This is a genomic window from Pelagibius litoralis, from assembly GCF_011683915.1.
Lineage (GTDB): Bacteria > Pseudomonadota > Alphaproteobacteria > Kiloniellales > Kiloniellaceae > Pelagibius > Pelagibius litoralis.
The window spans coordinates 37,411-55,405 of record NZ_JAAQPH010000019.1 but is presented as its reverse complement, the minus strand read 5'-3'; the positions used below and the strand labels follow the sequence as shown (position 1 = coordinate 55,405).

General features: G+C 63.4%; 17 protein-coding genes and 1 tRNA gene. 4 read left to right on the top strand and 14 right to left on the bottom strand.

The features are described from left to right. Positions 1–75: 75 nt before the first annotated feature. The 8 genes from HBA54_RS21455 to HBA54_RS21420 form a co-directional block, all read right to left on the bottom strand. Positions 76–1,437, bottom strand: a complete 1,362-nt coding sequence (locus tag HBA54_RS21455) for a M16 family metallopeptidase (protein ID WP_167228513.1) — start codon at positions 1,435–1,437, stop codon at positions 76–78. 276 nt (positions 1,438–1,713) lie between these two features. After that, the gene (locus HBA54_RS21450; protein ID WP_167228511.1) at positions 1,714–2,280 is read right to left on the bottom strand and encodes a DUF3035 domain-containing protein; all 567 of its coding nucleotides are present in this window, start codon (positions 2,278–2,280) and stop codon (positions 1,714–1,716) included. Between the two features lie 18 nt (positions 2,281–2,298). After that, complete coding sequence (gene lspA, locus HBA54_RS21445; protein ID WP_167228509.1) at positions 2,299–2,787, bottom strand: signal peptidase II; 489 nt, start codon at positions 2,785–2,787, stop codon at positions 2,299–2,301. Between the two features lie 71 nt (positions 2,788–2,858). Next, a complete protein-coding gene (gene ileS / locus HBA54_RS21440) occupies positions 2,859–5,729 on the bottom strand; it encodes an isoleucine--tRNA ligase (RefSeq protein ID WP_167228507.1) in 2,871 nt (956 codons plus the stop codon). Positions 5,730–5,822: 93 nt separating this feature from the next. Next, positions 5,823–6,785, bottom strand: a complete 963-nt coding sequence (locus HBA54_RS21435; RefSeq protein ID WP_167228505.1) for a bifunctional riboflavin kinase/FAD synthetase — start codon at positions 6,783–6,785, stop codon at positions 5,823–5,825. 226 nt (positions 6,786–7,011) lie between these two features. Beyond that, positions 7,012–7,473: a MaoC family dehydratase gene (locus HBA54_RS21430; RefSeq protein ID WP_167228503.1), complete on the bottom strand. Its 462-nt coding sequence runs from the start codon at positions 7,471–7,473 to the stop codon at positions 7,012–7,014. 363 nt (positions 7,474–7,836) lie between these two features. After that, entirely contained in the window at positions 7,837–9,120 is a 1,284-nt protein-coding gene (locus HBA54_RS21425; RefSeq protein WP_167228501.1) for an MFS transporter, read from the bottom strand. Positions 9,121–9,260: 140 nt separating this feature from the next. Further along, positions 9,261–9,719, bottom strand: coding sequence for a Spx/MgsR family RNA polymerase-binding regulatory protein (locus HBA54_RS21420; RefSeq protein ID WP_240932810.1), 459 nt, complete (start codon positions 9,717–9,719; stop codon positions 9,261–9,263). A gap of 135 nt (positions 9,720–9,854) precedes the next feature. Here HBA54_RS21420 and HBA54_RS21415 point away from each other — a divergent pair, with 135 nt between their 5' ends. Together HBA54_RS21415 and HBA54_RS21410 are read left to right on the top strand one after the other, a co-directional pair. After that, positions 9,855–10,268 (top strand): response regulator, encoded by a 414-nt coding sequence (locus HBA54_RS21415; RefSeq protein WP_167228499.1) that lies wholly within the window; start codon positions 9,855–9,857, stop codon positions 10,266–10,268. Positions 10,269–10,644: 376 nt separating this feature from the next. Beyond that, positions 10,645–11,328: a response regulator gene (locus tag HBA54_RS21410; RefSeq protein ID WP_167228497.1), complete on the top strand. Its 684-nt coding sequence runs from the start codon at positions 10,645–10,647 to the stop codon at positions 11,326–11,328. 127 nt (positions 11,329–11,455) lie between these two features. On the opposite strand, the gene HBA54_RS21405 is transcribed toward HBA54_RS21410, so the two are convergent. From HBA54_RS21405 to HBA54_RS21385, 5 genes are all read right to left on the bottom strand, one after another. Beyond that, entirely contained in the window at positions 11,456–12,556 is a 1,101-nt protein-coding gene (locus HBA54_RS21405; protein ID WP_167228495.1) for a hybrid sensor histidine kinase/response regulator, read from the bottom strand. Between the two features lie 219 nt (positions 12,557–12,775). Next, the gene (locus HBA54_RS21400) at positions 12,776–13,258 is read right to left on the bottom strand and encodes a hypothetical protein (RefSeq protein ID WP_167228493.1); all 483 of its coding nucleotides are present in this window, start codon (positions 13,256–13,258) and stop codon (positions 12,776–12,778) included. A gap of 262 nt (positions 13,259–13,520) precedes the next feature. Then, positions 13,521–14,309 carry an SDR family oxidoreductase gene (locus tag HBA54_RS21395; protein ID WP_167228491.1) on the bottom strand — a complete coding sequence of 263 codons (789 nt, stop codon included), beginning with the start codon at positions 14,307–14,309 and terminating at the stop codon, positions 13,521–13,523. A gap of 91 nt (positions 14,310–14,400) precedes the next feature. After that, positions 14,401–15,030 (bottom strand): GTP cyclohydrolase I FolE, encoded by a 630-nt coding sequence (gene folE / locus HBA54_RS21390; protein WP_167228489.1) that lies wholly within the window; start codon positions 15,028–15,030, stop codon positions 14,401–14,403. Between the two features lie 246 nt (positions 15,031–15,276). Further along, positions 15,277–15,363, bottom strand: a tRNA-Leu gene (locus HBA54_RS21385). A gap of 698 nt (positions 15,364–16,061) precedes the next feature. Between HBA54_RS21385 and HBA54_RS21380 the strand changes: the two genes are divergently transcribed. Next, positions 16,062–16,610: a cold-shock protein gene (locus tag HBA54_RS21380; RefSeq protein WP_167228487.1), complete on the top strand. Its 549-nt coding sequence runs from the start codon at positions 16,062–16,064 to the stop codon at positions 16,608–16,610. A 51-nt stretch (positions 16,611–16,661) separates the two neighbouring features. Here HBA54_RS21380 and HBA54_RS21375 read toward each other — a convergent pair whose 3' ends face one another. Continuing rightward, the gene (locus HBA54_RS21375) at positions 16,662–17,066 is read right to left on the bottom strand and encodes a nuclear transport factor 2 family protein (protein ID WP_167228485.1); all 405 of its coding nucleotides are present in this window, start codon (positions 17,064–17,066) and stop codon (positions 16,662–16,664) included. A 214-nt stretch (positions 17,067–17,280) separates the two neighbouring features. Here HBA54_RS21375 and HBA54_RS21370 point away from each other — a divergent pair, with 214 nt between their 5' ends. Continuing rightward, complete coding sequence (locus HBA54_RS21370; protein ID WP_167228483.1) at positions 17,281–17,862, top strand: YqaA family protein; 582 nt, start codon at positions 17,281–17,283, stop codon at positions 17,860–17,862. The last annotated feature ends 133 nt before the right edge of the window (positions 17,863–17,995 follow it).

Below are 17,995 nucleotides of genomic sequence, written 5' to 3'. Positions count from 1 at the left end.
CTTTCATCCTCTGGTCAGTCTTTGGCCCCGGGCGACGTACCTCGGGAAGCATCTGGCGAAGCATCGGCCGGGCGGTCAGGTGGTCGGCTTCGGCAGCAGATAGCCGGTCACCGACTGCTCGCTGCGCAGCACCTTCTTCAAGGCCGCGTTCACCTCTTCGGCGGTCACCGCCTCGATACGCTCGGGCCAGGCCTCGATGGCTTCAAGGCTGCCTCCCGTGGTCAGTGCCGTCCCGATGATCCGCGGCGCGGTGCGCAGGTTGTCGCGGGCAAAAACCGCACTGGCAGCCATGCGCTTCTTGGCCGCCGCCACTTCGGCTTCGCTGACACCATTTTCCAGCAGGACGGCGATCTCCGCCCGCAGGGCCGCTTCGACCGCTTCGATCTCGCCGCCCGGCCGCGGGGCGCCATAGAAATCGAAGGTCGTGTAATCGTAAGCCATGGGGCTGTATCCCGCCCCCGCCGAGGCCGCCGTAGCCTGCTCCACCACCAGGCGGCTGTACAACCGGCTTGTCGCGCCGCCGCCCAGGATCTCCGAAAGCACCTGCAGCGCATAGGCTTCCGCGCCCTCGGCCTGGCGATAGCTGGGCGCCAGATAACTGATCGAAACGGAGGGTTCGCGCACCCGCGGGCTGCTCATGGTCACCTCGCGCGCCGCATTTTGCGGCGGCTCGGCGACGCGCTGACGGGGCGGAAACTCGCCAGCCGGAATCGGGCCGTAATAGGTCTCCGCCAAACGCCGGACCTCCACCGGATCGACATCGCCGGCGATGATGAGGATCGCGTTGTTCGGCGCATACCAGCGCTTGTAGAAGCGCAAGGCCGCCTCGGTGCTCAGTTCTTCGATTTCGTGATCCCATCCGATGATGGGAATACGATAGGGATGGTTCAGGAACTGGGTGGCGCGGATGATCTCGCCCAACTGGCCACGCGGTTCGTTGTCGATGCGGCTGCGCCGCTCCTCGCGAACCACATCGCGTTCCGGGTTCACCACCGCGTCGCTCAACACCAGATTGGTCATCCGGTCGGCTTCATGCTGCATCATGATCTCCAGCCGGTCGGCGGCGACGGTCTGGAAATAAGCAGTGTAGTCCCAGGAGGTGAAGGCGTTCTCGCGCCCACCGTTGGCGGCGATGATCTCGGAAAACTCACCCGGCGCCAGCGATTCGGTGCCCTTGAACATCAGATGCTCGAGGAAATGGGCCAGACCGGACTCGCCGGCCTGCTCGTCGGCGGCGCCGACCCGGTACCAGACCGAGTGATAGACGATCGGCGCGCGCCGATTGACCACCACGACAACCTGCAGGCCGTTATCCAGGGTAAAACTGACGGGATCGAAGACCTTGGCCGCGGCGGAGCCGGGCTGCACGGCTGTCTGGACGGAAAGAGCCAGCAGGCCCAGGGCCAGGAAACGGCCGACACGCGCGAGAGACTTCATCTTGGCGAGACCTTCATCTGCTGCGCTCCCTTTAGCGCCTGACCGTTTCATGCCGCATCAAATGCAGCCGTCAAGCGCTGCTCAAGCAAGTAAGAGGGCGATTCGCGTTCTTGATCGATTCAATCTGGAACGATCGCGCTCCGGGATTATCCTTAAGGATCAATATGGCACGCAGCGGCAAGGCTACAAGCAGATGCCCGGCCTAAGGAAATGAAACTTTGTTCACGAATCCGCGTTGCCGTCGCCACTGTTCGCCGCGCAAGAGGCTTGCCGCGATCAGAAAATGCCTTCCAGCGGCGCCCTGCGGCGGCGCTCGATCTGCGGGGTCGCCCCGGTCGTCGATGGCCGGCCAAGTGCCGCATTTTCCTGCAGACGCCGCAGTTCGGCCTGCGGATCGACAATGGTTCCCGCCGGCGACTGATCGTTCCAGAAGACCAGGGCATCGACGAAGCGATCCGACTCAGAGTTGATTTGTTTTGTCTCACGATCAACCAAAAGACGGATGTTGGGCTCGGCGCTCTGTGCGCCGGCGGCGCTCAGCAGGGACTGCTCACCCGCGGAACGGTTGGGATTGATGGCCGTCTGCGTTGCCGCAGGCGGCAACCCGGCGGCATTGCGGAAGACCGCGCGTTCGGCCTGCTGGGCAGGCGTTCCTTCCTGAGGGCGCGCAGCACCGGGCTCAGGCGGGCGCAGGGCGAAATCCGGCGGCACCGTCAAAGGCGCTCGGGAGACGACCCGAAACTCATCAGGTGACTGCTTGGTGAGACCAAGCTGTTCCTGGAAACCGCCGCAGGCGGAAAGCCCCAGCAAAAGGCTGCTTACAATCACTACGCGGAAAGTCATCTTCGGTTCCATCGCTGACTACCTCCCTATCCCCGATTCTTTTTTACTCTTCCTGCCGCCTTCGAACAAGCCGTCAACAATGATCAGCGCGACACCACAGACAATGGCGCTGTCGGCAACGTTGAAGGCCGGCCAGTGCCACCCGGCCAGATGGAAGTCGAGGAAATCGACCACACCCGGCTGGTGCATCCGGTCAATCACGTTACCGATCGCGCCGCCCACCACCGCCCCCACGCCATAGGGCAGAAGGCCGACAGGCTGGCGCCGGACCCAGATCAGCAGGCCGGCAACCACCGCCAGGGCGATAGCGGCCAGAAAGTAGGGCCGCCAGGGCGAATCGCCCTGAAACAGACCAAAGCTGACGCCGGTATTGTAGGTCAGCACCAGATTGAAGAAATCCGTCACCGGGATCCGCCGCGGGGGCTGCATCACAACGGCCAGGATCAGCCACTTGCTGATCTGATCGAGCACCAGAACCACCGCCGCAATGCCAAGAGTCCGCTGCATGGTCTGTTCAGATCACCCTTTTCGGTTTGCCCGTTCTGGGCTCATGGCTTCAGAATTACTGCGTTTCAGGGCTATTGCGCCGCCGCACCCAGATGCTGCAATGCATCGGCACAACGCGCGCAGGTTTCCGGCGCATCAGCCGCCCGCCCTACCTCCGGCAGGACTTTCCAGCAGCGCTGGCACTTGTCGCCCTCGGCCAGGCTTACCGAAACCGCCACGCCCGACACGTCCTCCAGGCGGAAGGCCTCCGCCGGGCCGTCGCCCTCGGTCAGGGTTATTGCCGAGGTGATGGCGATATCATCCAGGGCGACATCGCGCACCGCGTCCAAAAGCTCCGGGCGGCCGATGAAGACTTCCGGGTGCCCCTGCAGGCTGGAGCCCAGGCGCTTGTCGGCGCGCTCCAACTCCAGCGCCCCTGTGACGACCCGGCGCACATCGCGCACTTTCGACCACTTGTCGGCCAGGACATCGTCGCGCCAGCCGGCCGGCACCTCCGGGAAAGTACGCAGGTGGACGCTCTCTTCCGGCCCCGCCCCACGGGTCCACCAGGCCTCCTCCGCCGTGAAGCAGAGGATCGGCGCCAGCCAGGCGGTAAGGCAGGAGAACACTTCATCGAGGACCGTCCGGCAGGCCCGCCGGCGCAGGGAATCAGGCCGGTCGCAATAGAGCACGTCCTTGCGCACATCGAAGTAGAAGGCAGAAAGGTCCACCGCACAGAAGGTATAGACCGCCTGGTAGAGCGCATGGAAATCGAAGTCTTCGACGTTCTTTCGCACCTGGGCGTCGATTTCGGCCAGGCGATGCAGCACCCAGCGCTCAAGCTCCGGCATGTCCGCGGCGGCAAGGCGCTCGCTCTCATGGAAGCCGTCGAGATTGCCGAGCAGGTAGCGCAGCGTATTACGCAGGCGCCGGTAGGCATCGCCCTGGTACTTCAGGATGTCCGGGCCGAAACGCAGATCCTCCTCGTAATTCGAGGCGACCACCCAGAGGCGCAGGATATCGGCCCCCTGATTGTCGACGACATCCTGCGGCGAGAGCGCGTTGCCGCGCGACTTCGACATCTTCTCCTTGCCCTGCTCCTCCAGGATGAAGCCGTGGGTCAGCACGGCGTCATAGGGTGCGCGCCCGCGGGTGCCGGCGGATTCCAGCAGGGAGGTATGGAACCAGCCGCGATGCTGGTCCGAGCCTTCGAGATAGAGGTCGGCGGGCCATTTCAGCTCCGGCCGCGCCTCCAGCACGAAGCTGTGGGTCGAGCCCGAATCGAACCAGACCTCCACCACGTCTGTGATCTGCTCGTAGTCTTCGGCCTTGTATTCGTTGCCGAGGAAGCGCTGCGGATCGCTGGAGAACCAGGCATCGCCGCCCTCTTCCTCAAAGGCCGTGGCCACCCGCTCGACCACCGCGGGATCGCGCAGCGGCTCGCCGCTTTTCTTCTCCACGAAGATCGGCAGGGGCACGCCCCAGAGGCGCTGGCGCGAGATGCACCAGTCCGGGCGCTGTTCGATCATGGAACGCAGGCGGTTGCGGCCCGTGCCCGGCACGAAGCGGGTCTCGTCGATCGCTTTCAACGCTTTCTTCCGCAGGTCGTTGGTCTCCATGGAGATGAACCACTGCGGCGTATTGCGAAAGATCAGCGGCGCCTTGGAACGCCAGGAATGCGGATAGCTGTGCTTCAGCCGGCTTTTGTGCAGCAGCCGCTCGGACTCGGCCAAGGCCTTGATGACCCGGCCGTTGGCGTCGCCCGGCTTGCCGTCGGCGTCATAGACCAGGGCGCCCGCCAGCAAGGGCACATGCTCGTAGAAAGCGCCGGTGCCGTCGACGGTCTGGGGAATTTCGATGCCGTGCTGCAAGCCCAGCGCCCAGTCGTCGGCGCCGTGGCCCGGGGCGATATGGACGAAGCCGGTACCCTGTTCGGTGGTGACGAAGTCGCCGGGCAGCAGCGGCACGTTGAAGCCATAGCCGCCCTCCGCCGGCGCAAAGTCGCGCCAGGGATGCGCGCAGAGCGTCCCGGCCAGGCCGCTGCCTTCGCCGGAGGGCAGATCGCCAAGATGCGTCCAGGATTCGATTTTCGCGTCGGCCTTCACCGTCTCGGCCAGATCCTTGGCCAGGACCAGCTTTTCACCGACCCGGGCATGGCTGTCCTCGCCGAGCGTCTCAACCTGCCAGACGCCGTAAGCGATCTCTTCGCCGAAACCGATGGCGCGGTTACCGGGGATGGTCCAGGGGGTGGTGGTCCAGATCAGGACCGAAGCGTCTTCCAGCAGGGCATTGGTCGCCTTGACGACCGGGAAGCGCACCCAGATGGTCTGCGAGACATGGTCGTGATACTCGACCTCGGCATCGGCCAGCGCCGTGCGCTCGACCACCGACCAAAGCACCGGGCGGGAGCCTTTGTAGATCCCGCCGTTGTCGAGGAACTTGCCGATCTCGCGCACGATCTGCGCTTCGGCATCGAAGGACATGGTGGTGTAGGGCCGCTCCCAGTCGCCAAGCACACCCAGGCGCTTGAACTCCTCGGTCTGGACCTTCACCCAGCCGGCGGCGAAGTCGCGGCATTCGCGGCGGAACTCAAGGACCGGAACCGCGTCCTTATCCTTACCGGCGGCGCGGTACTGTTCTTCGATCTTCCACTCGATGGGCAGGCCGTGACAGTCCCAGCCCGGCACATAGTGCGCATTCTTGCCGAGCATCTGATGGGCGCGGTTGATGACGTCCTTCAGGATCTTGTTGAGGGCATGGCCGATATGAAGATGGCCGTTCGCATAAGGCGGCCCGTCGTGCAGGATGAACTTCTCGCGCCCCTGGGAGGCCTCACGCTGGCGCGCGAAGAGGTCCATTTCAGCCCAGCGGGCAAGCGTCTCCGGCTCTCGCTTGGCAAGGCCGGCGCGCATCGGAAATTCGGTCTTCGGCAGGAAGACGGTGGCTTTGTAGTCGACGCTCATCGCGTGGTTCTTCTTGGTTCGGGCTTTCGTTACTTCGGGCGCCGCCGGGTCAGGATCGGCACGGCCCCCTTCGACCTCTCAACGGCCAATCTCTCAATTCGGGCCGATCCCGGCCAGAATTTCGCGGGCCTGGCCGCAATCGAGGGCGATTTGTGCCTGTAAAGCGTCAAGTCCGTCAAACTTCTTTTCCGGCCGCAGGAACTCGATCAGGCGAACCCGCAGGGTTTCGCCATAGAGATCCCCGGCAAAATCGAAGAGGTGAACCTCCAGGCGCAGATCCTCGCCGGCGACGGTCGGCCGCCGCCCCAGGTTCGCGACAGCGGCGGTCCAGGCGGTCTCCTCACCGTGTTCCACACCCGGATCGCGCCCGGCATAGACGGCGTAAACGCCAGGCGCCGGGCAGAGATAGTCGCCGAGCGACAGGTTTGCGGTGGGAAAACCGATGGTACGGCCGCGCTGGTCGCCCTTCTCCACCCGCCCTTCGATCTCCCAGGGGCGGCCGAGCAGGCGCGCCGCCTGTTGCGGCTGACCCTCGCGCAATTGCTGGCGGATGATCGAGGAGGAATAGACCGCCCCGGTGCCGGTCATTACCGGATCCACCGCCGTCAGGCCGAAGCCCAGCTTGGCGCCCATGGATTTCAGCAAGGCGACGTTGCCCTGGCGTTTGTGGCCGAAGCAGAAGTCCCAGCCGACCACGACATGGCGCGCCGCAAGATCGCCCACCAGGATGTCCTGGACGAAGGCCTCTGCGGGCTTCAGCGAGAAGGCACGGTCGAAATGCAGGACGAAAAGATGATCGACGCCCAATTCCTGCAGGGCATGGGCCTTGGCCCGCAGCGAGGTCAGGCGAAAGGGCGGCTGATCCGGTTGAAAGACCGAGCGCGGATGAGGCTCAAAGGTCAGCACCGCCAGGGGCACGCCGAGCTGCCCGGCGACTTCGCGGGCGTCAGCCAGAAGGGCTTGATGCCCTTTGTGGACACCATCGAAATTGCCGATAACCACAAGGCAGCCTTTCGCCTCGTCGGGAATCTCACCGCTGTGTCGGAAAATTGCCATTCGCTGGGCTGGGCTGGCGCCTTAGATGAAACTGACTTGAACTAAACCTGACTGGGACGAAACCACGCCGAGCAGAGGTCTTTCGACCGAACCAGTCCAGCAGTTTCGCGATTGCGGCGTGAAGATAGCGCGCCCAAGGGAATCTGGATAGCGCTGTTGACCGGGTGGCCATTCAGCCGGGCGCCCGGCGCGAAAGCCGAGCCCCCTTCGAAGCGGACAAACCGGCTTATTCGGCGGCTTGCGGCTCCAATTCCGGCACATCCGCGTGGCTGGCGACCATCAGGGTCGCTTCGCCTTCCAGCACCACCTTGTCGCCGACCGAACAAACGGTATCGAAGACGACCCGCTTCTTTTCGGCCTGGATTTCCTTCACCGTCACCCGCGCCTGAACCGTATCGCCCACCTTGACCGGCGCCTTGAAGCGCAGATCCTGGCGCATGTAGATGCAGCCCGGCCCCGGCAGACGGGTGCCGAAAACCGTGGAGATGAAGCTGGCGGACAGCATGCCGTGAGCGATTCGCCCGGAAAAAATGGTCTGCTCGGCGAAACTTTCATCCAGATGCACCGGATTGGTGTCACCGGAGATTCCGGCGAACATCGTGATGTCCGCCTCGCTGACCGTCTTCGCGAAAACCGCCGTCATACCCACAGACAGGTCTTCGATGAAGTAGCCGTGCTTTTCGCGCATCAGATCCAGCCCTCAATCAATGAAACTATATTTCTCAAAATTACCAACCTTGGCAACTTTATTCCAGTCACTCTAATCCATGACCTGTTACTTCGCAAGTGCGAATTCGCGGATGCGAAGAGGACTAAAGCATGCCCTAGTTTGATGAATATTGCCTTATAAGGAGATGAATTTCTGCACTGCCTAACAATCCGGACCTAACAATCCGGCAAAGGCTAGGTTTGGCCTGGAGCAGATCCCGGTCGGATGGAATCGCCAGAGGCGATCCATCGACGGGGTGAATCTGCTCTAACTGATTAATGTCGATCGGATTCACATGTTTTGACGCAACCACAAAGTGGTTCCGTCAAAACATGATCCGATCTAACGCCGCCGCCTCTTGCCGACCGACATGGCCGCAAGGTCGCGGTCCCGGTGGTCGCGAAAGGCGTCAAGCGAGAGGGTCGCCGTGGCGGCATTCATCGAGGTGGCGACCGGAACGTTCGGCCCCTGGTCTTCAATCGGTATCGAAGCACGGCGCAGCATCCGGTAGATCGCAAAGACGCCGATGGCGGCATGAACCACCCCAACGAGCGTGAAAAACCCGTCAGCGCCGGTTCTGCCCATCAACAGAGAGACGACAAGCGGCCCGAAGATGGCCCCGGTGCCGTTGACCAGCATCAGGCTGCCGCTTGCCGCGACCATCTGCTTGGGCGTCAGATAGTCGTTGGTGTGGGCAAGGCAGAGCGAATACATGGGAAAGCTCATCCCGCCCAGCAGGAAGGCGATGGCATAGAGCCCGACAACATGGCCGCCGGAAAAAAACGGCGCGGCAAAGCTGACCAGGGCCGCGGAAAAGGTGACGCCCGCCAGGACCCGTCGCCGGTCGAGCTTGTCCGAAAGCCGCCCGATCGGCCATTGAAAGGCCATACCGCCGAACACCAGCATGCTCATGAAAATCGCGATCTCGGACACTTCGAGCCCGGCAAGCCCGGCATAGACGGCGCCCATGGCAAAGATCGCGCCGTTGGCCATTCCGGTGCCCAGCGACCCGATCACCCCAAGCGGCGATGCACGGTAGAGCGCAAGGATACCCACCGGGCTGGGGGCCGAGAAATCCGGCGGCGAACCTGCGGTGATCGAGATCGGGACCAGGGCCAGCGACACCAGCACCGAGGCAAGCACGAAGAGCACGAAACTGTTCGGATCGGAGAGATTGAGCAGGAACTGTCCGCCGGCAATGCCCCCCAGCACCACCAGCATGTAGACGGAGAGCATCGAGCCGCGGGTTTCGTTGGTGGAGCGGTCGTTCAGCCAGGATTCGGCCACGATATAGAGGCCGGCATAGCAGAACCCGGTCAGGAAACGCATGGCGCCCCACATCAGCGGATCGACGAAAACCGCATGCAGCAGGGCGACCGTCGAGGCGGTGGAGGCCAGCGCCGCAAAAACCCGGACATGACCGACCTGGCCGACGATCCTGGGGGTCACCACAGCGCCGGCCAGAAAGCCCAGGTAGTAGCCGGACATGATCAGGCCGGTGGTCTCGGTCGGGAAGGCTTCGGCAGCGGCGCGGATTCCAAGAAGCGAGCCCTGAAGCCCGTTCCCCAGCATAATCATGCCGAGACCGACGAAAAGCGCCCAAGCGGAACGAACTGCAGCAAACATCGGCGATCCTGCCATGACCCTGAGTCCTCCCGCTTATGCATGCAGCCTGGGGGGCCTGCTTGCGGAATTGCGCCAGATGACCGGCGCGAACGGGCGATTGGCGACCCGGACTCGCTTCAAGCTATTCCCTGCAACCCGGATCAGCGCTGGCCGTTGCTTGCCATGGCGTCGGCCAGAGCCGCCTGCTGAGGTTCCGCAAAGCCGACGACAACCAGATCGCCCAACGTGATCACCGGCCGTTTCACGAGGGTCGGGTGATCCAGCAGCAACTGTTTGGCGCTGACCGAATCCAGACCGTCCTTCGCCGCATCCGGCAGGTTGCGCCACGTGGTGCTGCGCCGATTCACCAGCAGCTCCCAACCAAGACTGCGAATCCATCTGTCCAGCACAGCGGCCGAAAGCCCGTCGTCACGCAGGTCATGGAAACGGTGCGGCCAGTCATGCGCCTTCACGTAGGCGGCTGCCTTGCGGCAACTGTCGCAGTTTTTCAGGCCAAAAAGGGTGATCATCGCGGTGTTCCCGATACTGCCCGTCCCGACAATGCCGGGCTGGGAAAAGAAGCCTTGGCGCGCGCCGGCGCCGACTTCCTCATAGGCCAAGCGGCCGCTTGAGGACAAGGTGCAAAGCCGGCGCGTGCATCCTGTTGTAGGTAATTGAGCGAATCGGACCAGCGGCGGCACGATTTTTCGACCCTGACTGTTGACAGATTACAACCGGGCCGCTCGTCTAGAGCCATGAACGCTCCCCCCAATCCTGCCAAGAATACCGGCAAAAAATCGCTCGATGGGAAGACGATCCTGTTGTTCGAAGACGACGAGCTCGTACGGCGGGCCACCGAGCGCCTGCTGAAGCGCCTTGGCGCCCGGGTCGTGGTGGCCGAAAGCAGCGGCGAGGCCCTGGAAAGCCTGCAGACAGCCGGGGCCACCCCGTCCTGGGTGATTGCCGACTACTGGTTCACCAGACAGGAAGACGGCCTTACCGCCGCTAAGATTGTCCGCGATACCCTGGGTCCGACAGTGAAGGGCCTGGTGGTGACCGGAGATGACTCCGCGGAGATCGCACGTGCTGTTGAGGAGGCCGGTTTCCATCTGCTCAGAAAGCCCATCAACATTGACCGCTTTATCGCGGTGCTTGCTGATGGCAATTAATCAAATCATCGATATTAGCTTGCGCAGCTCTCCCGGAAGCTAAGCAAATATCAACCCTTGGCTGCGCAACAATGGAAATCGAGCACACCCCAGAACGCGACTCGGTAGCACCTTGGAACCGATTTCAACTTTGGTGTTGTGTAAGATAACCAAAGACAACTTGCGATTTGTGATTGATAACTTTGCAAAAATTCGGAAAATAGCTTGCTCGCAGGATTGGCGAGCGGCAAGTGCGCGATGGCGAAGCCAGTCTGAAAAGGACTTCAGATCGAAGCGCCACGTCGCGTTTGCCGCGTAATCCGGTGACATGGAAGCGACAAAGGGGCGAACGGCTCCGTTTTGTCCGGAAGCAATTAGAATTAGGATTCGCTAAATCATGAAAGTCCTTTACGCCGACGACCACTGGATCACACGCAGCGCAGCCCGGCATTTGATTGATCGACTGGAAAGCGGCAGTGAGCTCTTAGAGGCAGCGGACTTTCGCCAGGCCCTGGACATGGCGTCGGCCAACCCGGACCTGGACTTGATTCTGCTGGATCTTTTGATGCCGGGCATGAAGCGTTTCGAAGGCTTGCGGGCGATTCGAGAGTGCCTGCCCCAGGTGCCCGTTGTGGTGATGTCTGCAATCGAGGATAGAGACGAGATCCTGCGCTGCATCGAAGCCGGAGCCATGGGTTATATTCCCAAGTCCTCGCAGAGCGAGGAAGTCGAATCGGCGCTGCAGACCGTCCTGGCCGGCGGGGTGGCCTTCCCGCGGCGCCTGCTGGAACAACGCAGCCCGGCCAAGAAGCAGACGGTCCACGCGTTCGGCAAGGACAAGTCGCTTGAGGATGTGTCCAGCGCGCTCACCAAGCGCCAGCTGCAGGTCTACAAGCTGCTCGGCCAGGGCATGTCCAATGCCCAGGTCGCAGAAGCGCTCGGCCTCTCCGAGCACACGGTGCGGGTCCACGTCTCGGCGATCGTCAAGCGCCTGAACCTGGACAGCCGTACCCAGGCGGCGATCAGCGCCGCGGCGCAGGCCCAGACCATCGACGAAGAAGCGGAGATGGCCAGCTACTGACGGAATGGCGCCGGTCGACGGCACATTGTCGCTGTCGAAGTCCGGAAGCTGAATCACAGGGAATCCGCCTACCCGCCCGGGGCTGATGTCCGTTCGGGCGCCGCTTGGGCGCCCCGGCGCTCGAGGGTCAGGGCGGCGCCAAGGCAAAGAGGCAGAGGGCGCGCAGGCGTGCAGGCTTCACCGGGCGCGCCATGAAGTGCACCGGCACCCCCATATCCTTCGACGGCTTGCCCCCCTGCTCTCCCAACAGGATCACCGCCGGCACTTCCCCATTGGCGCGCCTGACGGCGGAGAGCAGATCCCAACCGCCGCAGGCCTCAAAAGTCAGATGATCGGCGACCAGCAGGGCCGGCCGGGCATCGAGTTCCTGCGTCAAGGCGGCCGCCGTCGCGGCCCCTTGCTGCACCTGGGCACCCCACAGGGCAAAATGATTGGAAAGCACTTCGGCCTCGTCTTGCTCCAGCAACAGGATCCTGGCGCCATCGAGAGGATTGGGCGGCATGCCCGAGTGTTCCTGTGCCGGAGAACTGCGTGGCTGCCGGGGGTCCACCGCCCGCAGGGTCAGTGAAAAGCACGAGCCATGCCCAAGCCTGGAAGTCACCTCAAGCTGATCTCCGGACAAGGCGGCAAGCTTGCCCGCCAGGGTCAGCCCAAGCCCCAAACCGCGCTCGCGCGGCCGCACCTCGTTCTCCAGACGGAAATAGGGATCGAAGACCTTCATCCATTCGTCGGCGGCCACGCCGAGACCCGAATCCCAGACCTCGATCCTGACCATGCCGCCCATCCGCCTGCAGCCCAGCAAGACCTTGCCTTCGCGCGTGAATTTCGCCGCGTTGTCCAGCAGAACCGTTAGAATTCGGCGTAGAAACCCGGGATCCGCGCGCACTATCTGTTTGCTGGACACCACCCGGAAATCAAGGCCCTGGCCGCGAAAGTTTTCTGCAAAATCTTCGCGCAGGCGTGCGAAGACCTCGTCCAGATGCAGATCTTCGACCAGCGGCACGACAAGGCCCTGGTCGACCTTCTCCAACTCGACCAAAGAGTCGAGCCAGTGGTTGCTCAGCATCAGCGCATAGCGCAGGTCGTCGATCACCGCGTCGCGGTCTCGCCCGGACAGCCCGTGACTGAGCTCGCCAATCAGCAGGCTGACCGCGTTCAGCGGCTGCCGCAGCTGATGCTCCGCACCCAGCAGTAAACTTCGAGGCCGCTTTGTCTTCGCCTGATCCAAGACGCGCACTCCTTCATCGCGAATCGCCATGATAAGCTGAAACCCGCGCGGTTTGAATCCTTCAAGACTTTGTGATTGCCATTCCTTGTGTCGACAACGCCTCTTGGCCCCGGTTGAACGCCGCCCCGGGGCCGGACCCGGCCCAAAACCTGGGCCCTGTAGGCCGCTTCGGGCGACAGCGGGGCGAAGACTGCCGACTACCTATCGATAGGGAACTATCTAGTAGTAGAGATAGCGGATCACATAGCGGCTGCCCTTGACGATATAGCCGCGGCCATGACCGTCGTAGCACATAACGCCGCCGATCAAGGCCTTCTCGCCGTGGCGGTAGCCGACCTTGGTAACGTCGTGACAGGCACGCCTTACCGCATAGGCATGGCGCTTGCCGTGATGCTTGTGACCGAAGTGCCGATGCGCGCGGCGCGGCTTGTGGAAACGCTTCTTTGAGTGATGTCCGCGGCGCGACTGATGATGGGGCCGATGCCTGTGATACCCCTTGCCGCGCCAGACCTTGTGATGGGCCCTGTGAAGGCTGCTGCCCGCCGAAACCGCCGCCTGCCCCACTGTGAGGGCCTGGGCGTTGAGATGCAGGGGCGCCGAGGATGCCGCTGCGGAAAACCCGAAACCGGCGATCAGAATGCCAACCGCGAGACCGCTGGCGAGAAGCGGGAAGGAGATGGTTTGGCGCTTGGTCGTAATCATGACTGCCTCCTTTGTACTGTCGAGCCCTGGACACCGATGCGTCCGGGGCACTGTGGCAGGCGTGTTCTCGGCCGCGAGGCTGGGCGATGCGGCCTCGTCACCGGCTTTCGGACGCAACGGCCGAAAACCTGCCTTTCCAGGATCTACGCTATGACTTGGCGCGCCATCCCCGGACCGACGACGAAACTCGCTTCACAAGACGGTGATGGGGGCACGGCAAAGGCGCTGGAAAGACAAAGGCGGCGGGAGCCTCGACGGCGCGCTAAACGCCGTCGCCCGGCGGGACGTCGACCCGCGTGAGGTGATCGCCGCCGTCCAGGCCGACCATCTGACCGGTCATCGAACGGGCCGACAGCAGGAACTGCAGCGCCGCGCACACCTCATCCAGTCCGGGGGTGTTCTGCAGCGGCAGACGGCTGCAGCGCAGATCGAACTCTTCCGCCGTCTGGCCTTTCGACGGCAGCGTCGGCCCAAGACCGATGCCGTTTACGCGAATGCGCGGCGCCAGCGCCTGGGCAAGGGTCTGGGTCAGTGTCCAGAGACCGGACTTGGAGAGCGTGTAACTGAGGTAGCGCGGCGAGAGGTTCCAGACGCGCACGTCCAGCATGTTCACGACAAGGCCCCGGGCCTCGGCGGGCAAGGCGGCGGCAAAGCCCTGGGTCAGCACGAAGGGCGCGCGCAGATTGATGTCGAGGTGGGCCTGCCAGGTCTCGCGGCTGGCCGTCGCGGCATCGTCGTAATCGAAGATCGAGGCATTGTTGACCAGCAGGCCGAGAGGTCCCAGCGCCTGTTGCGCCCGTTCAATGAGCCCGGCAACCGCCGCCTCGTCGCCCAGATCGGCCTGCAGCGGGGTGGCGGAACCGCCGCCCTGCGTAATCTCCCGACAGAGCGCCTCCGCGGCCTCGGCGGAGGTGTGGCAGTGCACGGCAACCGCCCAGCCGCGCTGTGCCAGATCGCGCACCAGGGCCGCACCGATACGCCGGGCACCGCCGGTGATCAGCGCAGCGGACGGCAGCAGCGGGTCGGGCAGGTTGTCCGCTTCATCGGTCATGTTTTGAGGGAATTCACTTCGCAGAAGGTTGGGTCACAGAAGATTGGGTCACAGGGGATTGGGAAGAGCGATGCCGGCGCGCCCCGCAGGCTCATTTCCCGATCATGCCGAGGAACTCCTGGCGCGTCTTGGGATCGTTGCGAAAGGCGCCGAGCATCCGGCTGGTCACCATGGAGGTGCCGGGCTTGTGAACGCCGCGGGTGGTCATGCACTGGTGCGTCGCCTCGATCACCACGGCCACGCCGTGGGGCTGCAGCACCGCCTCGATGGTGTTGGCGATCTGCGCGGTCATCTTCTCCTGGATCTGCAGGCGCTTGGCGTAGACCTGCACCACCCGCGCCAGCTTGGAGATGCCGACGACACGGCTGCGCGGGAAATAGGCGACATGGGCAACGCCGATGATCGGTGCCATGTGGTGCTCGCAGTGGCTCTCGAAACGAATGTCGCGCAGCAGCACCATTTCGTCGTAGCCGTCGGTCTCCTCGAAGGTCCGCTGCAGCATGTCGACCGGATCGACCAGATAGCCGCCGAAAAACTCCTCATAGGCGCGCACCACCCGTTCCGGCGTGCCGAGCAGGCCTTCGCGGGCGGGATCGTCGCCGGCCCAGCGCAGCAGGGTACGCACGGCCTCCTCGGCCTCGACCCTGTCCGGCCGGCGCGCTGCCGCCGCCTCGCGCTCCTGGGCCAGGCTGTTGCGCACATCCTGCACCTTGCTGTTCATTGCATCCTCCGAGCCATCGCCAGCCTGCTTTCAAACCAGCTTGCCATCAATTAGGCCGCCGGGCCGTGATTCCAAGCAAGCCAGCGCCGAAAGCGCAAGGGCCGATCGTCGACGACCGTTGCGAAGAGTCAATCCGACGAACCCCGGCGCACGAAAAGACACCGGTCAGCCGCAGCAGCCGCAGTCTCCCGAACTAGGTTTCCGGGGTCAGGTCTTGCAATAAAGAGGATTTATCCGCCGATCCATTGGTGCCCCTGGCCTGACTCGAACAGGCACTCCCTTGCGAGAAACAGATTTTGAGTCTGTCGCGTCTACCAATTCCGCCACAGGGGCCCAGCGGTGCCGCTGAGAGGCCGGGTCCCGGGACTGCGGAAGAATCCGAAAACCCCATAATCCGGCGCGGCGCATCATAGCCGGGGGCGCCGCCTTGGCAACCGATCTCTGCGCCCGAAAAGCGGCCGCCTTGGTCTCGGCGACAGGACACCCCCAACATCTTGTGGGTCGTACAAATCGCTGGGTTGCAGGGCCCGGCACCGCACACGCTTTTCTATGGAACTGGTTCTGGAGTCAGGCTTAAATGAACGGGTCATGCGGCAAGTAACTAGGCAACAGCCGGTTGCAGAGCGCAAGTCCGCCGCCGAAACGGACAGTCTGCATGACGCTGTGACGCCCGAGGTAGCGGGTGTACGGAGGCGTCCGGCGCCACAGTCTAGGGGCTGCCGGGCGGGAGTTACGAGTGGGGAAGTTCGATGAGGGATGGACATCGGGACAAGCCGCTTTCCGGCTGATCTCGGCGTCGTAACGGGAAGAAACCCGGCATCGCAACCACGGGCAATCGTGGCTGAGGGGATGAGCGGCCAAGGCGGCCATCTTGCGTTCCGGCGGAACGCTTGCTTTCCACTGAAACGATTGTCTGAAGGAACGGCAAGGCACGCGCCGCGGCGGCGCCCGCCGAAACGCCCGACTGTCCCGACTGTAAGGACGGGGCTGCGACCGGAATACGCCCGCACAGTTTTGGAGTTGGCGTTGTGATGAATGATCGTGATTTCGACTCACAGGAGATCACTCACCGCGAGGTAACCGCGGTGGTCAAGTGGTTCAATGTGACCAAGGGCTTTGGATTTGTTCAGTTGGATGACGGGGCGCCGGACGCTTTTCTTCACGTCTCGGTCGTGGAGCGTTCCGGCAACCGGGATTTCCTGGAAGGCACCACCATCATCTGCGACTTGATGCAGGGCCGCAAAGGCCTGCAGGTTGCTGAAATCCATCGCGTGGAATCCGCCCCGGCAGCACCGCCGGGCGGCTACCAGAGCGGCGGATATCAGGGCGGTGGGCATCAGGACGGCGACCACCATGCCGGCGGGGACGCAACCGAGGTGGTTGAAGGCACAGTGAAGTTCTTCAACACCGAAAAAGGCTTCGGTTTTGTGATCCCGGACAATGGCAGCAAGGATGTCTTCGTTTCCGGACGGACCCTGGAACGCTACGGCCTGAACGTGCTGGAGCCCAATCAGCGGGTCCGCCTGCAGACCCGTATGGGCCAAAAAGGGCCGATGGCCGAGCACGTCGAGCTGCTGTAAGCGGCGGACAGCCGGCCCGGGCCAACCTGGACGGCTTGTTTTAAGCCGGGCCTATTGCAGGCTGCTTTCTTCCTCTTCCGGCAGCTCGCCCGGCGGCGCGTTGCAGGGACCGGCGTGGTGATGGATCATCTTCCAGGTCTCGGCCTCGCGCAGGAAAACGTTCGTCGCCACCAGCAGATTGGTGCCGATCAATTCATAACAGGTCACAAAGGCGTTCTCGCCGTAGCGATAGGCCTTGGCCCCGCGGCAGGTGATGGCCGGCGCCGACGCGTTGGAGAGAATGGCCGCCCAGCTCTGCATCACCTCCTCGCGCCCACTGATGGCCGGCCAGCCGGGGTGAATGCAGGCGACCGGCGCCTGCTCGGCCCAAAGCCGGTCCATGGCATCGAGATCCCTCACCTGAAACGCGAAGTAGAAGGTGTCGTTGGCGAAAAGAACGTCGGCATGTTCCTGCATAGATTCCCGCAGCGCGTCATAGGGGGCGTCCCGAAACAGGCTAGCACTTTCGCGAGCCGGTTGCCCGTGGCAAGTGACCCTGCTACACGGGCGATCCTATAGCAGCGGTTCCCGGCGTCGGGGGCCGCACCGAAACGCGGGCTTCAGGCAGGCAGCGCGGAACGGATAGCGGACAACGGTCAACGGACGACCAACAGACGGGGGCGGGGTAACGGTGCTGCGGCGACTCTACGACTGGACCATGGACCTGGCCGGGCACCGCCATGCGCTGCTGGCGCTGGCGGTTATCTCTTTCGCCGAATCCTCCGTCTTTCCCATTCCGCCGGATATCCTGATGATCCCGATGATCCTGGCGGCCCCGCACCGCGCCTGGCTGATCGCGACCGTCTGCACCCTGGCCTCTGTCGCCGGGGGCCTGGCCGGCTACGCCATCGGCGCCCTGCTGTTCGATACCGTCGGCCAGCCGATCGTCGCCTTCTACGGCTACCTGGACCGCTTCGCCGAATTTCAACAGCGCTATGAGGAATGGGGCGCCTGGATCGTCGCCGGGGCCGGCGTCACACCCTTCCCCTACAAAGTGATCACCATCACCTCCGGCGTGATGAACCTTGATCTGCTGGTGTTCGTCATCGCCTCGGTGCTGTCGCGCGGCGCGCGTTTTTTTATCCTGGCCGCCCTGCTGTGGAAGTTCGGGCCGCCGATCCGCAGCTTCATCGAGCGCTACCTGCCCTGGCTCGCCACCCTGTTCTTCGTGCTGCTCTTCGCCGGCTTCGTCGCCATCCGCTACCTGGTATAGGCGCCCGAAAGCCCAGCAACCGGCGGGCGCTCTTTGGTGCTATAATTGACGTTCCTTTTTTGTCCGAGGTCGCGGGTCAGGTATTGAGCCAGGCCAAGGATCAGCCAGCCGCCCCGGCCCAGGCTGCCTTCGT

Excerpts from the sequence above, each read along its gene's own strand:
- HBA54_RS21455 (WP_167228513.1), bottom strand. The coding sequence starts at position 1,437 with ATGAAGTCTCTCGCGCGTGTCGGCCGTTTCCTGGCCCTGGGCCTGCTG.
- HBA54_RS21450 (WP_167228511.1), bottom strand. The coding sequence starts at position 2,280 with ATGACTTTCCGCGTAGTGATTGTAAGCAGCCTTTTGCTGGGGCTTTCC.
- lspA (WP_167228509.1), bottom strand. The coding sequence starts at position 2,787 with ATGCAGCGGACTCTTGGCATTGCGGCGGTGGTTCTGGTGCTCGATCAG.
- ileS (WP_167228507.1), bottom strand. The coding sequence starts at position 5,729 with ATGAGCGTCGACTACAAAGCCACCGTCTTCCTGCCGAAGACCGAATTT.
- HBA54_RS21435 (WP_167228505.1), bottom strand. The coding sequence starts at position 6,785 with ATGGCAATTTTCCGACACAGCGGTGAGATTCCCGACGAGGCGAAAGGC.
- HBA54_RS21430 (WP_167228503.1), bottom strand. The coding sequence starts at position 7,473 with ATGCGCGAAAAGCACGGCTACTTCATCGAAGACCTGTCTGTGGGTATG.
- HBA54_RS21425 (WP_167228501.1), bottom strand. The coding sequence starts at position 9,120 with ATGTTTGCTGCAGTTCGTTCCGCTTGGGCGCTTTTCGTCGGTCTCGGC.
- HBA54_RS21415 (WP_167228499.1), top strand. The coding sequence starts at position 9,855 with ATGAACGCTCCCCCCAATCCTGCCAAGAATACCGGCAAAAAATCGCTC.
- HBA54_RS21410 (WP_167228497.1), top strand. The coding sequence starts at position 10,645 with ATGAAAGTCCTTTACGCCGACGACCACTGGATCACACGCAGCGCAGCC.
- HBA54_RS21400 (WP_167228493.1), bottom strand. The coding sequence starts at position 13,258 with ATGATTACGACCAAGCGCCAAACCATCTCCTTCCCGCTTCTCGCCAGC.
- HBA54_RS21395 (WP_167228491.1), bottom strand. The coding sequence starts at position 14,309 with ATGACCGATGAAGCGGACAACCTGCCCGACCCGCTGCTGCCGTCCGCT.
- folE (WP_167228489.1), bottom strand. The coding sequence starts at position 15,030 with ATGAACAGCAAGGTGCAGGATGTGCGCAACAGCCTGGCCCAGGAGCGC.
- HBA54_RS21380 (WP_167228487.1), top strand. The coding sequence starts at position 16,062 with ATGAATGATCGTGATTTCGACTCACAGGAGATCACTCACCGCGAGGTA.
- HBA54_RS21375 (WP_167228485.1), bottom strand. The coding sequence starts at position 17,066 with ATGCAGGAACATGCCGACGTTCTTTTCGCCAACGACACCTTCTACTTC.